This window comes from Rhodonellum sp. (assembly GCF_030656585.1).
Taxonomy (GTDB): domain Bacteria; phylum Bacteroidota; class Bacteroidia; order Cytophagales; family Cyclobacteriaceae; genus Rhodonellum; species Rhodonellum psychrophilum.
In genome coordinates, this window is the sequence record NZ_JAUSPP010000053.1 from 22,624 (window position 1) to 40,246 (window position 17,623).

At 43.6% G+C, this 17,623-nt stretch carries 13 protein-coding genes; 6 read left to right on the forward strand and 7 right to left on the reverse strand.

Annotated elements, in window-relative coordinates:
• The first annotated feature begins 119 nt into the window (after positions 1-119).
• From Q7J63_RS12845 to Q7J63_RS12860, 4 genes are all read left to right on the forward strand, one after another.
• On the forward strand, positions 120-686 hold the full coding sequence (locus tag Q7J63_RS12845; RefSeq protein WP_019598975.1) for a Crp/Fnr family transcriptional regulator: 567 nt from the start codon (positions 120-122) through the stop codon (positions 684-686).
• Positions 687-776: 90 nt separating this feature from the next.
• Positions 777-2,147 (forward strand): TolC family protein, encoded by a 1,371-nt coding sequence (locus tag Q7J63_RS12850; protein WP_304886661.1) that lies wholly within the window; start codon positions 777-779, stop codon positions 2,145-2,147.
• Positions 2,148-2,165: 18 nt separating this feature from the next.
• Complete coding sequence (locus Q7J63_RS12855; protein ID WP_304886662.1) at positions 2,166-3,125, forward strand: HlyD family secretion protein; 960 nt, start codon at positions 2,166-2,168, stop codon at positions 3,123-3,125.
• A 4-nt stretch (positions 3,126-3,129) separates the two neighbouring features.
• Positions 3,130-4,293 carry an ABC transporter permease gene (locus tag Q7J63_RS12860; RefSeq protein ID WP_304886664.1) on the forward strand — a complete coding sequence of 388 codons (1,164 nt, stop codon included), beginning with the start codon at positions 3,130-3,132 and terminating at the stop codon, positions 4,291-4,293.
• A gap of 240 nt (positions 4,294-4,533) precedes the next feature.
• Here Q7J63_RS12860 and Q7J63_RS12865 read toward each other — a convergent pair whose 3' ends face one another.
• The gene (locus Q7J63_RS12865; RefSeq protein WP_304886666.1) at positions 4,534-8,166 is read right to left on the reverse strand and encodes a sensor histidine kinase; all 3,633 of its coding nucleotides are present in this window, start codon (positions 8,164-8,166) and stop codon (positions 4,534-4,536) included.
• 332 nt (positions 8,167-8,498) lie between these two features.
• On the reverse strand, positions 8,499-8,930 hold the full coding sequence (locus Q7J63_RS12870) for a hypothetical protein (protein ID WP_304886668.1): 432 nt from the start codon (positions 8,928-8,930) through the stop codon (positions 8,499-8,501).
• Between the two features lie 206 nt (positions 8,931-9,136).
• Between Q7J63_RS12870 and Q7J63_RS12875 the strand changes: the two genes are divergently transcribed.
• A complete protein-coding gene (locus tag Q7J63_RS12875) occupies positions 9,137-10,057 on the forward strand; it encodes an IS1595 family transposase (RefSeq protein WP_304886670.1) in 921 nt (306 codons plus the stop codon).
• 779 nt (positions 10,058-10,836) lie between these two features.
• Positions 10,837-12,033, forward strand: coding sequence for an esterase (locus tag Q7J63_RS12880; protein WP_304886672.1), 1,197 nt, complete (start codon positions 10,837-10,839; stop codon positions 12,031-12,033).
• Here the strand turns inward: Q7J63_RS12880 and Q7J63_RS12885 are convergent.
• The 5 genes from Q7J63_RS12885 to Q7J63_RS12905 form a co-directional block, all read right to left on the reverse strand.
• Positions 12,026-12,175 carry a hypothetical protein gene (locus Q7J63_RS12885; RefSeq protein WP_304886674.1) on the reverse strand — a complete coding sequence of 50 codons (150 nt, stop codon included), beginning with the start codon at positions 12,173-12,175 and terminating at the stop codon, positions 12,026-12,028. The genes Q7J63_RS12880 and Q7J63_RS12885 overlap by 8 nt on opposite strands.
• A 147-nt stretch (positions 12,176-12,322) precedes the next feature.
• On the reverse strand, positions 12,323-12,973 hold the full coding sequence (locus tag Q7J63_RS12890) for a DUF4230 domain-containing protein (protein WP_304886676.1): 651 nt from the start codon (positions 12,971-12,973) through the stop codon (positions 12,323-12,325).
• Positions 12,974-13,511: 538 nt separating this feature from the next.
• The gene (locus Q7J63_RS12895) at positions 13,512-14,630 is read right to left on the reverse strand and encodes a glycoside hydrolase family 16 protein (protein WP_304886678.1); all 1,119 of its coding nucleotides are present in this window, start codon (positions 14,628-14,630) and stop codon (positions 13,512-13,514) included.
• Between the two features lie 13 nt (positions 14,631-14,643).
• Entirely contained in the window at positions 14,644-16,137 is a 1,494-nt protein-coding gene (locus Q7J63_RS12900) for a PKD domain-containing protein (RefSeq protein WP_304886679.1), read from the reverse strand.
• A gap of 11 nt (positions 16,138-16,148) precedes the next feature.
• On the reverse strand, positions 16,149-17,618 hold the full coding sequence (locus Q7J63_RS12905; protein WP_019598988.1) for a RagB/SusD family nutrient uptake outer membrane protein: 1,470 nt from the start codon (positions 17,616-17,618) through the stop codon (positions 16,149-16,151).
• Positions 17,619-17,623 lie beyond the last annotated feature (5 nt).

Below are 17,623 nucleotides of genomic sequence, written 5' to 3' on the forward strand. Positions count from 1 at the left end.
TGCCCAAGCATCAGGTAAAAAAAGAAATAAAAAGTCTGGCATCATCCACTCCTGATCATCCTTGGTTTGATTTAATTAACTTTATAGCCAATTTGAAATGCCCCTTCTGAAACCTTTCCATGAGCCTAACCCATTATTTAAAAAACACTGTCCCCTTTCCCGCTGAGGAATTGGCGGATATCATTTCGCATTTTGAAAGAGAATCTGTTCAAAAAAACAAGCCGCTGGTAAGGGAAGGACAGGTTTGTGCCAAGCTTTACTTCATTGAGAAAGGTGTTGGAAGAAGTTATTCTCTCAAAGAAGCCGGGAAAGAGGTTACCCAGTGGTTTTTTGTGGAAGGACAATTTATGTCCAGCATTGAAAGTTTTTTTCAGCAGAACCCGAGTTTGTATTATTTGGAGATGTTGGAAAATGCCGTCCTATACAGTATCACCCGGGAAAAACTCGACCTATTGTTTGCCCGATACCACAATATGGAAAAACTGGGGCGACTTCTTTCTACCGAAATGCTCACTCGGGTAGCAAATAAATTAAATGCCATCCAGTTCCAAACCGCCCGGGAAAGGCATGATTATATGCTTGCCGAATTTCCCAATATCGCAAACCGTGTAGCCCTTGGCCACATTGCCTCCTATTTGGGGATGACCCAGGAAACCCTTAGCCGCATCCGAAGGGCAAATCCTTAAAAATAATTACCGATTTGAATTATTTGACATAGGTCAAAAGAAACCGCTTCCATAGTAGGGAAATTTGCACTGTTCTAAAAAATAGTTGCAATGAAAATAAATTCTCTCAAAATAAGCATCCTGTGTTTTTTGTATGCAGTCCTGGCACCCCTCCCTTCCCTGGCCCAGGAATTGGATCCTGCGCTGGAAATCCTTATTCAAAAGGGGCTGGAGAAAAGCCGCAGCATCAATATCAACCAGTTGAATGCCCAACAGGCACAGGTAGACCAAAATCTGGCAAAAGCCGTCTTTCTCCCAAAAATCACGCTCAACGGAAGCTACACCCGCCTGAATGATGACATCACTTTTGACGATGACACCCAAAATCTTCTGCTAGCGACTCAAAAGCTTCTTATCAAAGAAGCGGCAGGTATCCCTTTTAACGCTGCATTTCCCGCAAATATCCCCCTTCAGGAAGTGAATCCCCTTCAGAATAAAAACATCCTCAAATCCTCAGTGGATGTTGACTGGGTTTTATTCAGCGGGTTTGAGGCGACCAATGCCATCAAAGCTGCAAGACATAAGGAGGCATCATTAAATTATGCGGGCATGGCTGAAAAAGACCGCATAGTTGTCAATATCATTGAAACCTATGACAAACTGGCTCTGGTAAATGCTTCAGAACAGGTTCTGGCGGCATCTGAAGATTATCTGCGCGACCAGGAATACTTCGTAAAAAAAGCCATCGAGAACGGGTTGGGAACCCCTATCCACCGCAAAAGAATAGAACTTGCCCAGCAGCAGCTGGCTGCCAGACAACTGGAATTCAGCCATAATAAAACCTTGCTTATCGAGGTTTTGCAGCAGCTTACCGGAGAAGAAAAAGAAATTTTACAGGCACTTGCTCCTAACCTTACCGCTTTGCCCTCCAATGAAATGGCTACTGAAAAGCGAAATGAGATTAAGGCTTTGGAGGAAGCGGAGCGAGCCACTGCCTATAAGGCAAAAATGGACAGAAATCATACCGTCCCAAAAGTAGCCCTAAAGGGTCATTACGAATTCCGGGAAAATGACCTGTCACTTTTTGACCCGCGGTGGTATGCCGGTGTAGGCATTAAATGGACACTTTTTGACGGAGGCCAGTCTCGTCTAAAAAGCCAAAAATCTAAACTGGAAGGCGAAAAATACCGGGAACAAATCGAGGAAGCCGAAGAACTTATAGCGCTGAGCATTGTAAAGGCAGAACTCTCTTACGAAGCTTCCCTTCAAAATTCGCGCATTGCACAAAAAGAGATCGAACTGGCCGAAGCCACTTTTGAATTGGTAAACAAGCAGCATAAAAATGACTTGGCTTCCATCACCGAAGTACTGGATGCACTGAAAGACCTGGAAAGGGCAAATTTTCAGTTGCAGGAATCTTACTTCGGCCAGCGAAGAGCTGTCACAACCCTGCTGCATGCAAAAGGATTACTCAATTATTAAAACCACTATCGAAAAAAAATGAGAACAATAAAGATTGGAATTAGCCTTTTAAGCCTGTTGGTACTGGCTTCCTGTAGCAATGAACAGGAGATTACTCCTTACAGGGGAAAAGTAAAATTTGAAACCATTTCTGTGAGCAGTAAACTGCCCGGGCGCATCCATACGCTATATGTAGCTGAGGGAGATGAAGTACAAAAAGGGGACACTTTGGCGCTTCTGGACATTCCCGAGATCCATGCAAAAATGATCCAGGCAGATGGAGCGATGAAAGCCGCCAAGGGGCAACTCGACATGGCCAATGTCGGTGCAACTGCAGAACAGCTCATACAAATAGAAGGAAAGCTGGATGCGGCAAAAGCGGAATTGCAATTTGCCGGAGAATCCTATTCACGGCTGGAGAATATGTACCGGGATTCCCTGGTGACCCGCCAGCAACTGGATGAGGTCAATATGAAACTTCAAATGGCCCGTGCCCAGGTGGCTGCCCTGGAAGCAGGACGCAAGGAGGCCGGCAAAAGTGTGAGAACCGAACAATTGGACCAGGCAAAGGGACAATTGGACCGCGCTCGGGGTGCCAGGGAAGAAGTGCTTGTGGCCTCGGGTGAAATGTACCTTATCGCCCCTGCCAATATGACCATCGAAACCATCAGCCTTAAAGAAGGGGAATTGCTTGGTCCCGGATATGCGCTGTTCAATGGATACAAAAAGGACAGTCTCTATTTCAGGTTTACGGTAAATGAATCCAGAATCTATGGCTTCAAGGAAGGAAGTGAATTGGTGATGCTTAATCCCTATACCAAAGAGGAATACACCGGCAGGCTTGTGACCATAAAACAATTGCCGCAATATGCCGACATCACGAGTACAGCACCGCTTTATGATTTATCAGAATCGGTATATGAACTCAAGGTGATCCCAACTTCCAATATCTCCGGAAGCACTTTCTATACCAACGCCACCATATTATTAAAAGAGTAACCCGATGAAAGAATTTTTGAATTTACTCAAAACAGAATTTGCACGGATCTTTTCCAACAGTGTACTCTGCGCCATCTTTTTTGGGGCTCCGGTCCTTTATGGGGTGCTGTTTGGCTTTGTATACCAGCAGGCCAAGGTTGTGAATTTACCCATTGTGATCATAGACCAGGACAACAGTCCCTTGACAGACAGGATCATTGATGCTTTTGAAGACAGTGAAGGGCTGCTTGTGAAAGACCGCCGGTATAATCCAGGAAATATCATGGAAGAAATGCCCATAGAACAGTATGCCGCTGTGGTGACCTTCCCTACTGGTTTTGAGGCAGATATACTGCAAAAAAGATATCCTGAAGTGAGGGTAGACCTCAACATGGCCAATATTTTGAATGCCAACACTGCCAGCAAAAACATCCAACAGGTATTGATGACCCTCAATGCAGGGATAGAGATTGAAGGCCTTAAGAAACAGGGTTTACCGCCAGCTGTAGCCATGGCCTCGTACGAGAGTTTTAAGGTCAATTTCAATAAACTTTACAATTCGACCGGAAACTACCTTGATTTTATGTTGCCAGGTTTGTTAGGCGCCATCATGCAGCAAGTGATTTTTCTGGCGATGGCGCTCGTATTTGCCCGGGATTTTGAAGACGGGTATTTTGGGGAACTGGTCAAAAAAGGAAAATCTTCGGTTTATCTAATCGCTTTAAAGACGATGCCGTTTGTATTGTTCTTGCCTGTGATGTGGTTGATAATGAGCCGCCTATTTGTGTTTTTTAATGTACAGGCCAATATTTTCAACTTACCCATGCTGGTTTTGGTCAGCCTCTTAAGTCTCGCTTCCATAGGCGTGGGCATGTTGTTCTCGATCGCCATTCCCAATCAGTTAAAGGCAACAGAACTTTTAATGGTGATGTCTACTCCTGCATTTGTCCTTAGCGGGTTTACCTGGCCAAGCCTTGCCATCCCACCATTTATCAATGGGATCGCCCAAACAATACCGGTAACGCATTTTCTTTCCGCCTTCAGAAAGGTGGCCTATTATGGAGGAAGTTTTGCCGATATTCTTCCGGAAATAAAAATGCTGTTGGTCATCATCGCAATAACCTTCACTGTGATGGCACTGATACTGCAAATTAAAATCAACAGAACCAGAAGACGGTCAATGGCTTGATGGGTGTCACCGCGATCTGTTGTCTCCACTACATTGAAGGATCCACGTTTTCACAATGGTGAGCTAACCTTAAACCCGAAATATGCATTAGGTTTCCATATGAGATCGAAACTGCAGGAAAATCAGACTATTGGGATACAAATTCCAGACACCAATAGGGTGAAGTCAAAATCAATCAACCCTTAATTGAATATCAGTTAATTATACTAATGAATTGCGTCCGAAATGCATCAAACGGGTTTAAGCGGGTAATTGAATGATAAATTTCGTTCCTTTCCCAACTTCACTTCTCACCTTCAACTCCCCTCCGTGCGCTTTGATGATATCATTGGTGATACTCAGACCAAGTCCTGTGCCTTCAGTCCCTTTTTTTGTGGTAAAGAAAGGTTGTAGGATTTTGTCCTTGATCTCATCGGGAATACCGGGACCGTTGTCTTCAAAGGATATCAGGATTTTCCTGTTTTCAAGTCTGGTTCGAACAGCTAATTTTGGCACATAGATTTCATCAAGCACTGCTCCATCATCGTACTTGGTACTTCGTACATCGTCCCTTTTCAACTTCTCCTTCATCGCATCAAAAGCATTGTTACAAAGATTGATCACCACCCTGGTAAAATCCTCCTTGATCAGCAAGACTTGGCTGATTTTAGGGTCAAAATCCAAGGCTATGTCGACATAAATCGGGTTCTTTCCTGCCCGCATTCCATGATAGCTCAGATTGGTGTATTCCTTGACCAGGGCATTCAGGTCTGTGGGTTCTTTTTTTCCCGAACCTCCCCGGGAATGCTGCAGCATGGAGGTCACGATGCCATTGGCCCGGGATCCGTGTTCATGGATTTTTTGGAGGTTGGACTTGATATCCTCCATTATTTCATCCACCAAAGTCTCGTCTCTTGCTTCCGGACACTTACTTCTTTCTTCTTTCGCCTCTTCGATCAATTCTATGCTGACTTCCGAGAAGTTATTGACAAAATTCAGTGGGTTCTTGATCTCGTGGGCGATACCGGCTGTAAGCTGTCCAAGGGAAGCGAGTTTTTCTTGCTGGACGAGTTGGGCTTGGGTTTTTTGTAACTCCATATAGGCCTTTTCGATTTCCTTGGCCTGCTCCAGTTCCTTTTGTTGGATCCGATCCCTTTCTCTACGGATGGTTTTACTTTTTTGAAATACATGTACCCTTTTGATGCCCACCAAAAGAATGGCACAATATATCAGATAAGCCCACCAGGTTCTGTGCCCAGGGGGAAGAACAGAAAATCGATATACAGCTTCCTCCGACCACTCTTTTCCGGCGGATTCGGCCGGTCCCGTGTATCTTGCGATTACCTTAAACACATAATCCCCTTCCCTGATATTGCCAAAAGTAGCGCTGCTGTTTTTGGTTACAGGACTCCAGCTTTTTTTGTACCCTTCTAGAATATACCTGTACTCCATCAAATTGGGTCTTACCAATTCATCTGTTCCAAAATCTATGGTAATCTGATTTTGGGAGTAGGGCAACTTTAGTTTTTCAGGGAAAGTTTCAAATCTTTTGATTTCTGAGAATTGTATTTTAGAGAATTCGTTTAGTTGTGATTTTCTTTCTTCAGCACTGAGTACCCTACCAAAGACCCTCACTTCGTCTGTGATATACGCCAAGGTTTTCAAACTATCAACAGTCTCTTCTGCATCAAAGCTTCTTTGAAGGGAAATCCAACTGATGGGTTTTTCATAAAGGCTGATGTTTTTGATTTTTATGGCGGGCTTTTTTATCTTCTTTTTCAACGCTTGGTAGTTAAATTTCACCAAGCCTGTTTTGTCACTCCCATTGCCTGCCCATAGATTTCCTTGGCTGTCAAGGTAGATGCCCTTGTTTACATCTTTGACCGGATAGCCATATGCTGTATTGTAGTATTCCAAACTCCCTCTCATCTCCTCAAAGGGAAGGGCAGCGACCTGCCCGGGAACAACAGTAAATCCTCGGTTGGTCCCAATAAAAATGTTCCCAACTTCATCTTCCAAAAGATCATAAACGGTATCATCCACCAATCCCTCTCTTTTGGTGAAGGTGCTGAATGATTGACCATCGAACCTGGAAACACCTCCTCCTTGGGTCGCAAACCATAGATTCCCCACTTTGTCTTCCAGAATACTCCAGACGATGTTGTTGGACAATCCTTGCGCAGTGGTGAAATTGGTGAAGGATTTCCCATCAAATTTGGAAACCCCTCCTCCACCAGTGCCAACCCATAGATTTCCTTTCCTGTCTTCAAGAATGCTATAAACAGCATTGCTGGCCAAGCCTTGGTCCGTGGTGAATGCCGTGAAGCCTGCCTGCTCCACAGGCAGGATATTCCAATCAAATTTTATCAAACCGGCCCCATCAGTCCCTAGCCAGAGGTTGCCAAATCGGTCTTCTTTGATTGCATAAATGATGTCGTTTTTCAAGCCATTTTTGGAGTTGAAAGTCGTAAAACTTGTGCGTTTACCAGCATCAGGGCTTTCTTTGTAAAGCGCGATACCTCCTCCACCAGTCCCAAACCAAAGTTGACCCTTTTTGTCTTTGACGCCACTGATGACAAGTGGATGTGGAAATCCCTGTTCAGTAGTGAAATTTGTAAATGATTTGCCATCGTATTTTGACACGCCACCCCCATCTGTGCCAAACCATAAGTTGCCATTGTTGTCTTCTATAATGCCATAAACACTGTTTTTGGCAAGTCCAAGATCAACCGTGAAATTGGTAAATGCAGCACCCTTGTACAGCGCAAGCCCTCCTCCCGCAGTTCCAAACCAGGGATTTCCTGCCCCATCAATTGAAATGCTGTACACCACATTGATGGGCAATCCTTGCGCAGTGGTATAATTTGTGAATTTTTTCCCGTCAAATTTTGAAACCCCAGCCCCATCGGTCGCAAACCACAAATTCCCACGAAGGTCTTCTTCAATATCCCAAACATCATCATGCCCAAGTCCATCAGCTGTGTTGAAGTTGGTGAAAGTCCCCTTTCCTGTTAAATCAGCACTCTCCTGATACTTGGATACACCACCGCCTTTGGTTCCAAACCATAGATTACCGGCCTTATCCTTGGTGATACAATTGATCGCATTCCCGGCCAAACCATCTTCAGTGTTGAAATTCATAAAGGCTTTCCCATCAAACCTTGAGATGCCATTATTCCCTGTTCCAAACCAGATGAACCCATTGCTGTCCTCTGCAATTTTTATAATGGAATTGCCCGGCAAACCATTTTCCTGATTGTAACTCGTAAAATGCTCGCCATCAAATTTTGAAGCACCCCCATCTCCTGCTGCTATCCAGATATTTCCATTTCGGTCCTTGGTCAGCCCATAGACAACATCATTTGCCAGCCCATGGTCCTTGGTTTTATTTGTAAAAGAATGACCGTCATATATCGATATCCCTCCTCCATCGGTTCCAATCCAAAGATTACCAGCAGCATCCTCGGTGAGACAGTGCACCAAATTGTTGGAAAGCCCATGGGCAGTTGTAAAGTTGGTGAAGGAAACGCCGTCAAATTTTGAAATCCCTCCTCCCCAAGTGCCAAACCATAAATTCCCAAATCTGTCCAACAAGGAAGAGGTAATATTGTCCAAGCCCAAACCATCATCAGTTGTAAATGTGGTGAAATGGGAAATCCCACCATCACCCAGATAATAAAGATTCCCTTCTGGATCTAAAATGGCTTCCCCCTTTTCATTCTTTAGAAAAGGCCTTTGAAGTGTTGGCGGAAATGAAATGGTCCGGGTTTGGTTTTCATCGTCTATATAGGTGTATTCCTCTTGCTGATTTTGAGGCACAAGCCTATTCTTTGGTTGGGAAAAATCTTTTAGCCAAGTCTTATGGGCTTGTAGTGAATCTGTCAGGCTGTCCAAAAAAGTGATTTTTGGTAAGGAAACACTGATTCGTTGGTCATGATTTTGATTCCGATCATCAGCTTTTTTATCAATTTCCTGACATGCCCCCAAAAAAATCAGAAAGCTGATGAAGCCCAAAGTTGAATGATTAAATTTATTTACATCAACCTTGGTCGGAAAACCAATTGCTTTTTTTTCAGCAAGCATTTCTTTCAAGTTGAATCCCATATTGACATTTTTCAGCATTTTTCTGCCAAGGCTCAGCGGATTTGATTGGTAAATTCAAACAGAAATCTTTTCTAATTCTCAGCTGTCCCGTTGAAAACATCTGACTGAGCAAGTTTTTTTGATCAATTCCTAATGATGATTCTTGGAGGAGATTGACCACGGGCATAAGTCATGGATTCATGAATAAAAACGGTGTAGGCAAAAGTGCCTTTGGGGCTATCTGCCGAAACGGCCATCACCAAGGGATTGCCGTCTCTTACTTCCCTGGTTTCTTGGCCAAAAATACGCATATCGGGAAATGCAAAAGAGGCATCGGAGCCTTCGACCACCCAGCGGATTCGATCCCCTCTCCTCAAAGTGACATCACTCCTCGACTCATCATTTTCCAGGACAACTCGCCATTCATTTTCTATGATTTTGACGACAACTCTATATTCCACTCTCCCCTGTTCGAGATCAGTCTGAATCGGGTCGCTGAAGTTTTGATGGTCTTGGCCTGAAAAAAAGAGTAGCGGGCTTAATAAGACGAAAATCAATAGTTTTTTGAAGTACATAATTTGTGTATTTAGGTTAGTCTAGCTTTTTTTATTTCTAAGAAACAATCCAATTTGACAGCAGCGATTTCAATGATCCTAATAAATATATATGTATATCCGCAATGACACCAGTGGCCAAATAAATATAAAGTGACAGTTAGTGACAATTTTTATTTGTGATCATTCTATCTATATAAATTGGGTCAAAATAAACGATTTTGACCATGAATATTATCAACTTCATCAATCGCTTTCCAGACGAATCATCTTGTATTGAATTCATTAAGAATCAAAGACTTCAACAAGGAGTAATCTGTAAAAGGTGTTCATGTTCCAAGCAATATTGGCTTGAAAACAAAAAGGCTTTCCAATGCGCCTCTTGTGGTTTCCGAACCAGTATCAAAAGCGGGACTGTAATGGAAAACAGTAACCTTCCAATTCGTGTCTGGATGCTTGCTATTACATTCATATCTGCTACCAAGAAGGGATTTAGTGCAGCAGAGCTACAAAGGCAACTTGGTTTAAAGCGTTACGAGCCTGTTTTTAGGATGTACCATAAAATTAGGGTTGTAATGGGAAAACGTGATGATATCTACAAGTTGGAAGATATGGTTGAATATGATGAAGCTTTTGTTGGAAAGGCTGTCAATAATAAAACCAAGAGCGAGCTTAAACGAGGCAGAGGAAGCCAAAAACAGTCTAAAGTTGCTGTCATGGCTGAATCAACAGTATTGGAGGATACTGACTCGGGCAAACTTGACAAGAGTTGTAGATATTTCAAGATGAAGAAGATAAAGAACTTGGAGGCTAAAACAGCACAGGCTTTAATCAAAGAATTTATTGACAAAAACACTGTGCTTCAAACAGATAAGAGTACCACCTTCTCAGATCTGAGTGACTGTATTGATGTTCATGTCAGAGAAATCTCTGGAACAGATGAAGGCAGATTCAACCTCAAATGGGTTCATATTGCCATTAGTAACTTAAAGAAACACTTGCAAACATACCATATGATAACAGAGAGGATGATGCAGAACTATCTTGACGAGTTTTGTTATAAGCTCAACAGAAGATATTTTGGTCAAAAGCTTTTTGACCGACTCATCATTGCTTCAATTTATCCTTACTGGTATGATTGCGGATAATCATATAAATATAATCAATCCTCTCATTTCAATATAGGTATTTTGTAATTTAAATTGGTAGAAATGCAATTGACACAAGCACACCGTTCAACAAGTTTTTTCTGATTTTCATCTGTTTTGTTGGTTTGCTGAATCATTTTCATCCTTCAACCCATTTTATGCATTCCGAACTCAGTTCAATATCTTAATTTACTGATAATCAATTAGGTGTTGACTATTTTTGACTTCAGCCTACGGGTGTCAGGAATTATTCTCCCGACGGTCTGATTTTCTTTCAGTTTCAATCCCATTTGGAAACCTATTGCATATTTGGGGTTCAATTTGGATTCCGCTTAATAACTCCCCACCCATCCATATTTACAAGGTCATGGACAATACTCCACCGGAAGCCCCTGCCCTCGGCCCCTTTTTTAGTGGTGAAGAATGGCTGCAAGATTTTAATCCTTGAATTCACAGGAATTACCGGGACCCAATTGCTTTTTAGATTTTGGTCAATTTAAAAAATTGGAGATTTATTGAAACCTGAATAGGATGAACATAGGTTTTTATTGTCCCAAAGCACCTGAAAATTTACCCGGTTCAATCTCCAGGTAAGGCTTCAGAGGTCCAAGTCTGAAGACTTGAACCAATATTTGACTTGAACCAATATTGACATGAACCAACATTTGACTTGGGACATCACCTTACTGCACCATCAGACAACCATCATTCGATCGATTTTTAGGTTTTCATTTTCCTTTTTTCTATTTTCACACTTTGAGACAATAGAAAAATAACCAATGAAAAAAAACCTTTTCTTACCCCTTCTGTTCCTTATGGCATTTGGATTCTCTTCCAATGCACAGGAAGCACTTTTCCGTGCCCAAAACATCGTTTCCCCTGAAATCCTGGCGGACAACACTGTTACCTTCCGTATTCACGCGCCCAATGCGAAAGCCGTGCAAGTGACAGGTGATTTCCTGCCCACAATGAAAATGGAAACTCCCATGGGCGAAATGGACGGCCCCGGAAAGGCCAACCTCACCAAAGGTGAAAACGGCGTTTGGGAATTCAAAACCCAGTCATTGGGACCCGAACTTTACAATTACTCTTTTATCGTTGATGGATTCTCCACTACAGATCCAAGCAACCCCTTTCTTATCCGTGATGTGGCTTCTGCGACCAATATCTTTATCGTCGGAGGTGGACATGCGGATCTTTTCAAGACCAATGACATCCCCCACGGAACAGTCTCCCGTCGCTGGTACGATTCTCCGGGATTGGGCATGGATCGCAGAATCACCATCTATACGCCTCCAGGATATGAAAATTCCACCGAAAAATATCCGGTACTCTATCTTCTACACGGCGCTGGTGGTGACGAAGAAGCCTGGATTGCTTTGGGCCGTACCGCTCAGATTATGGACAATCTGATCGCGGAAGGCAAGGCAAAACCGATGATCGTGGTGATGCCCAACGGCAACGTCATCCAAGACGGCGCACCGGGTGAAGGCAGCAAAAACTTCTACAAACCGCAGTTTATGATCCCAAAAACAATGGATGGAACCTATGAAGGTGCATTTGAAGACATCATCAAGTTCGTGGAAAGCAGCTATCGGGTAAAGGCCGACAAAGCCAACCGAGCCATTGCGGGGCTGTCCATGGGAGGATACCACACTTTGCATATTTCCAGATACTATCCAAATACTTTTGATTATATGGGGCTATTCTCCGCTGCGATCATGCCGAGGGAAGATGCCACTGGAAAAGTGTACAATGATTTTGATGCAACCTTAAAAGCACAAATGGACAATGGCTACAAGCTTTACTGGATCGCGATTGGAAAAACGGATTTTCTATACGATGCCAACAAAGAGTACATCGCAAAACTGGACGCCATGAAGATGCCCTACGAATACGTGGAAAGTGAAGGTGGACACATCTGGAGAAACTGGAGAATCTATCTCAGCCAATTCGCGCCAAGGCTATTCAATTGATGGCTGGATGAAAGCCTTTGATAAAAATAGCAATAAGCGCAATCCTTCGGGGTTGTGCTTTTTGCTTTTCAGGCCAATCGCCACTTATCCGCCGCTGGGTGTAGTTTTTACCACCACTGAGTGTAGTTTCTACTACACGCAAATATGAACAGATTCACCATGGAAAGCATTTCGCAAAAGGTCATTTCCATTGGCTAAGGCAGGTAACGACCTGGATATAAAATTCATCCTACTCGAATTACAAATTCTAAGGAGAGAAAGGCATAGTCAACACTACGCCTAGCAGCGATTATCGATTCAATTCATTCAATTGGTCCCGATCTTCGATAACCTTATTTTGGATGATCAGCGTCCAACCCATGGACTTGGTGAAAAAGAAGAGATCAAAAAGCTCACTTTGCAACCGCTCATTGGCATTATCCTTCAGGCTTGATTTATCGATCATAGCCCTGAACCTGATCATGACACTTTCCTTTACTTTGTTGTAATCCTTGGCTTCGAACTTATTCAAATATTCTTGCTTCACATCGTAATATTCAATGTCTGGGTAGATATTGATGACTGGCTCTGGAATATTGGTCACCGTCAATGTCTTATTGGCCTCATCCAACTCAAACGTCATCTGTCGCAGGTCATACTCCACGGTGGCCTTGGCATTGGCGACCACGAGTGCTTTTTTTTCGGAGCTGAACATGTCGAGATAGAAGCGCTTGGAGTTTTTGAAGGTAAACACCTCTGAAAAATATCCCTCTGTAACGATCAATTTTCCCACATTCTCGATTCGTTGTTGGATCATGGCAGAACTTGACTTGATTTCATCCTTCGATTCCTTATTGTTCATCCAAAGAAAAACCGTCAGCGACAGTCCAAGCGCAATCATAAATCCAAAAACAAATCTTACCATGGTTTTCTGTGGGTCTTTTACAATACCTGTCCCCATTAACCGAAATCAGTTGAGCAAGGTTCTCAGGGCTTACAATATCATCTTTTGGAGGCCAAAAAAATTAAGAATTTTGTAAAAATGTAAAATAAACATCAACTCCACTGGGGAGTATTCTTGCAAAGCCTTAATATCTGTTTTTTCATCCTTGGCCAAGTCCCATAAAACCATTCTTAAATTTCAGAACATCAATTCATATGAAACCATAGAATATCTTTCAATCACCAAACTAATAATTTCGAAAAAAACTACTCAATTAAAAACCAAAACCAACATGAATGGTAGGATTGAACACGAAATATCCTTTGGGTTTCCTATTTGGGTTGAAACTACAAGGAAATCAGACTTTGTTGGGATCAACGCATAATGCCGATAAGGTGAACTCAAAAGGAACAAACAAAGTCGGATAATCAAGCGATTTCAGGCTAGAATGGAACTGGTAATGCTTTAGACGGATAGAATCAACATTTCCCAATCCCAAAAAAAAGCCCCGGAAATCCGGGGCTTTTTTGACTCTCAAAGATTTGTTTCTTCACCCTTACTTTTGGAACACACGGATATAATCCACCACCATCTGTTGTGGGAATACTGTGCTGCCATCGGGACTTCCCGGCCAGTTTCCACCTACTGCCACATTGAAGATAAAGAAAAAGGATTTCCTGAATTCATCCAAGGACGCAGGACTGATGTCTATTTCATGGTATTGTACGCCATCCAATAGCCAAGCGATTTTCTTTTCATCCCAAACAATGGAGAAAACATGGAACTTGTCATTGAAGATCCCCTCTTGCAGACTGGTGCTTCCTCCATAATAGGCATAAGCTCCATTATTGTCCCAATGGACGGTTCCGTGAACGGTATTGTCACGGCCGTTGGGATTTCCACCGATCATTTCCATGATATCAATCTCACCACAAGCTGGCCATGAGATTGTCGATATCGCATCCCCCAGCATCCAGAGGGCCGGCCAAACGCCTTGCCCTTTTGGCAAGACCGCTCGGATATCAACCCTTCCAAACTGGAAAGATTTCTTTCCTTGGGTTTTGATCCTGGAAGAAGTATAATTTTTACCTCCAACGCTCTCCTGCTTTGCCGTGATGGTAAGATAACCGTCTTTGACCTCGGTATTTTCCCTTCGGTAATATTCCAGCTCGTTGTTTCCCCAACCACAGAGATTGGGACAACCGTCTCCGATCTCAAAAACCCAATCCTCGGACAGGCTGGTTCCTGAAAACTCATCTTGCCAAACCAGGTTATAGCCGGCATACGTCAAAGGGCTTTCATAGCCGTCCATGGGAATTCCCAAGCCCAGTTCTTCCTCAGTGATCGTCACAGCTGTTTCTTTGGAGATAAACAATTCCTCCGTCACGTGTGCCTGAACAATGATTTTATATTCTCCAGGGTTTCTGTACGCATAAACCGCCTCGTTTCCGATTGCCCGCTCCAGCGTTTGATTAGGGACCCCAAAACCCACCTTATAGAAATTCGCATTGGTGGCGGAAAAGGACACGGTCACCGATCCATTTGGATTTTTATTCAGTGATACTGCCAGGTTTTCTGGAAGTACCACTTGATTCTCTGCCACATCCTCCTGACAGCCATAGGAAACCCAAAGGCCGAGCAGGAGAATGGTTAAGATTTTGAATTTGTAGAACATAATCATTGATGTTTTATGCAGGGATCAGGACAAAGGTCCAGAATACGCCTCCATTGTTGGTAATGTCGATGGTGATCGTCAGTTCTTCTTTATCGCCTTCATTTACATACCCAATAACATCATAAGTGACAGATCTGTTGGCTTGCGGTGGTCCAGTCGTATATTCACCACCATTAAACGCCTTGGGAAGCACGATAAACGCACCTGTTCCTGTCACCGTGATTTTGGGTTTGGCTGAAGATGTTCCCGGTGTAAAAGAGAATTTATGCTCTCCCGAAGCCCAGGCGGCACCGGCAGTCCCCGTCAATTTGGATTCCTCCTGACAGCCATCACTGATTCCCAAATAACCTTCTCCATAGACGTCTCCTTTGGCATCATAGGCAAAAAACCCATCTTGTCCGAAGATAAACTCATCGTTGAATAGACAGGCCCTATCCGCGGATATATCCAGTCCATTTGGGAAAAATGCATCACTTCCAGGTGCTGGACCTACTCCAAATGCCTTGACGGCAGGCTTTAACTTCCAAGCCTTTTGATTGGCCCCTACCAAATTCTGTAAGGTAATATTGACTTCACCTGGTGTTGGCTCGGGTTCTGGCTGCGGTACTGGAGCAGGCTCATTGCCACCACCACTTTGGAATCCGGCAGGAATCAATCTGATATACCAAGCAAGCCCTTCATTCGCTTGATCAACAAATCTCAGGAACAACTGATTCTCTTCAATCTTGATGATCTGATATGTCCTGGTCCCGGCAAAATAGCCAATGAATCCCCCGTTTGATATGGTCAATTCCGGATAGGCTCCATCAGCTTCCACGATGTTCCAGGTCAATCCGGCAGGCGGATTGTAAGGCGCTCTCAAGTCACCCACTCCAGAATCCACCGCCCCTGAGAAATTACTTCCCTGCGCAGCATTGATGTACACATTGCCATTGGTTTTCATAATAAACCCAAAATTATTCAAAACGAAGGTGTATCTGTCATCATACATCCCACCACCGGCTTTTTCATTTGGCCCGGCTTGGTAATATTCCGGAAAGTCTCCCGCCTGTGAAGGATCAGGTCCAACCCCGAAATGTCCTGTAGCCGCAGAGTCCAAAACCCATGTTTTGCCGTTCAAAGCTTCCACACCACCTGTTAGGAAATTAAAAATCGGTCTATCCAACAACAAGGGATCTGTCTTTTCGATGACTACCTCACGGCTTGAGGAAACACTTCCTCCTCTACTAAAAACCGTCAACGTGACCGTATAGGTGCCAGCTGAAGGATAGATTCCCTGGGCTGTTTTACCAGTGGCAGTTGCCCCGTTGCCGAGGTCCCAATTCATCAGGAAAAACTCTTGGTCCGCTGTGAAATTCAGGATATTGTCACTATCTGCAGTTGCTTGGAAATTAAAAGCAGCTTGCTCAGCCGTAGGGGCTTCGTCCGTGAGGGAATACTCCTCAATACAGGCCGCCAAAAACACGACGGGCAGCATCAATATGAAATACTTTATATATTTTTTCATCTTTTTAAAATTTAATAACCAGGATTTTGTTGCCAGTTTCCGCCAGCCAAATCTATTTCAACCTGTGGTATTGGAAACAATTCATGCTTACCGGGTTGAAAACCGGCAATGATATCCGCTGCTCTTCCAGTTCTGACCAGATCAAAAAACCTGAATCCTTCACCCGATAGCTCAAGCCTTCTCTCTCTGTAGATGTCTTCCAGCAATTGGCCTCCTGAACTGTTGATCAATGGCATCCCAACCCTTGCCCGCACTTTATTGAGTTCGGTCCTTGCCCTTCCGTCATCACCGGATTTTTGGAAAGCTTCTGCAGCCATCAGCAACACATCTGCAAAACGGATTGCCCTGTAATTCAATGGACTGGTAAGGTCATCATCCGGCAATCCTCTCTCGTTCAATCTTTTTATGTATTTGTTATTGTAATACCCAGTGTGCCCACCACCTCCTACTGCATAGGAAATTTGATCTGAATTGGGCTGACGGGCGATAAATGCATCAATATCCAAAACCGTTGCATCTCTTCTTGGATCGTTGGCGGCAAAAGCATTGTAAAGGTTTCTGGTAGGGAGATTGTAGCTGTTTCCATCTCCGTAAAAAGGGCCATTGTACAATCGGATTCCATGAAATCCCACGGCAAGGTTTCCTTCCAGGCAAACGAAACAATCATAGCCTCCACCTTCCAAACCTGAGTATTGGACGGTAAAAACGTCTTCATTGATGTTGTCGTTGGCCGTGTAAAACAAAGAACTAAAATCGCTGAACAAACCGTAACCTGCCTGATTGTTGGTGATCAAATCACCCAAAACCTGAGCAGATTCTGAATTTTTATTCTGGTAAAGCAGTACTTTGCCCAAAAGCGCCATCGCAGCACCTTTGGTGATTCTGCCGATTTCAGGATTTGTCCAGGGAAGCGTTTCAACGGCTACCCTCAAATCCTTTTCAATCTGCGCGTACACTTGGGCCTTTGGCGTTCTTTGACTGGAAGTCACCTCAGAAAGCGCCAACCTTTTGTCCACCACCAATGGAATATCCCCAAAGTAAGTGACCAGAGTAAAATGATAGTAGGCACGCAAAAATGCAGCTTGTGCCAAAATCTGATCTTTCCCTTCAAATTGGATCTTGTCCCGATTTTCAAAGATATAGTTCGCTCTTGCGATCCCGGCATAATTGAAGCGCATTACGTTCCTCAATTCCGCATTGACTCCGCCATGTGTCATGCTTTCGATCTCGTGCAATCCTTGAGAATCATTCACACTTTCACCACCCGCTATTGAATTGTCAGAGGCGATTTCGCCAATCCAGATTTGGAGGTAGGAAGTTTGTAACAAATCGTATGCTCCGATCAAAGCCCGATCGTAATCCTGCGGAGTGTTGAAGAAATTCTCCGCATCCTGGGTGAATTCCGGCTCGATATCAAGCAATTGGTCACAGGAAACCAACATTCCCATTGCAACCAGTAACGCAGTATATATATATTTCATAATGA

Coding starts and splice junctions, on each gene's coding strand:
- Q7J63_RS12845 (WP_019598975.1), top strand. CDS start 120: ATGAGCCTAACCCATTATTTAAAAAACACTGTCCCCTTTCCCGCTGAG.
- Q7J63_RS12850 (WP_304886661.1), top strand. CDS start 777: ATGAAAATAAATTCTCTCAAAATAAGCATCCTGTGTTTTTTGTATGCA.
- Q7J63_RS12855 (WP_304886662.1), top strand. CDS start 2,166: ATGAGAACAATAAAGATTGGAATTAGCCTTTTAAGCCTGTTGGTACTG.
- Q7J63_RS12860 (WP_304886664.1), top strand. CDS start 3,130: ATGAAAGAATTTTTGAATTTACTCAAAACAGAATTTGCACGGATCTTT.
- Q7J63_RS12870 (WP_304886668.1), bottom strand. CDS start 8,930: ATGTACTTCAAAAAACTATTGATTTTCGTCTTATTAAGCCCGCTACTC.
- Q7J63_RS12875 (WP_304886670.1), top strand. CDS start 9,137: ATGAATATTATCAACTTCATCAATCGCTTTCCAGACGAATCATCTTGT.
- Q7J63_RS12880 (WP_304886672.1), top strand. CDS start 10,837: ATGAAAAAAAACCTTTTCTTACCCCTTCTGTTCCTTATGGCATTTGGA.
- Q7J63_RS12890 (WP_304886676.1), bottom strand. CDS start 12,973: ATGGGGACAGGTATTGTAAAAGACCCACAGAAAACCATGGTAAGATTT.
- Q7J63_RS12895 (WP_304886678.1), bottom strand. CDS start 14,630: ATGTTCTACAAATTCAAAATCTTAACCATTCTCCTGCTCGGCCTTTGG.
- Q7J63_RS12900 (WP_304886679.1), bottom strand. CDS start 16,137: ATGAAAAAATATATAAAGTATTTCATATTGATGCTGCCCGTCGTGTTT.
- Q7J63_RS12905 (WP_019598988.1), bottom strand. CDS start 17,618: ATGAAATATATATATACTGCGTTACTGGTTGCAATGGGAATGTTGGTT.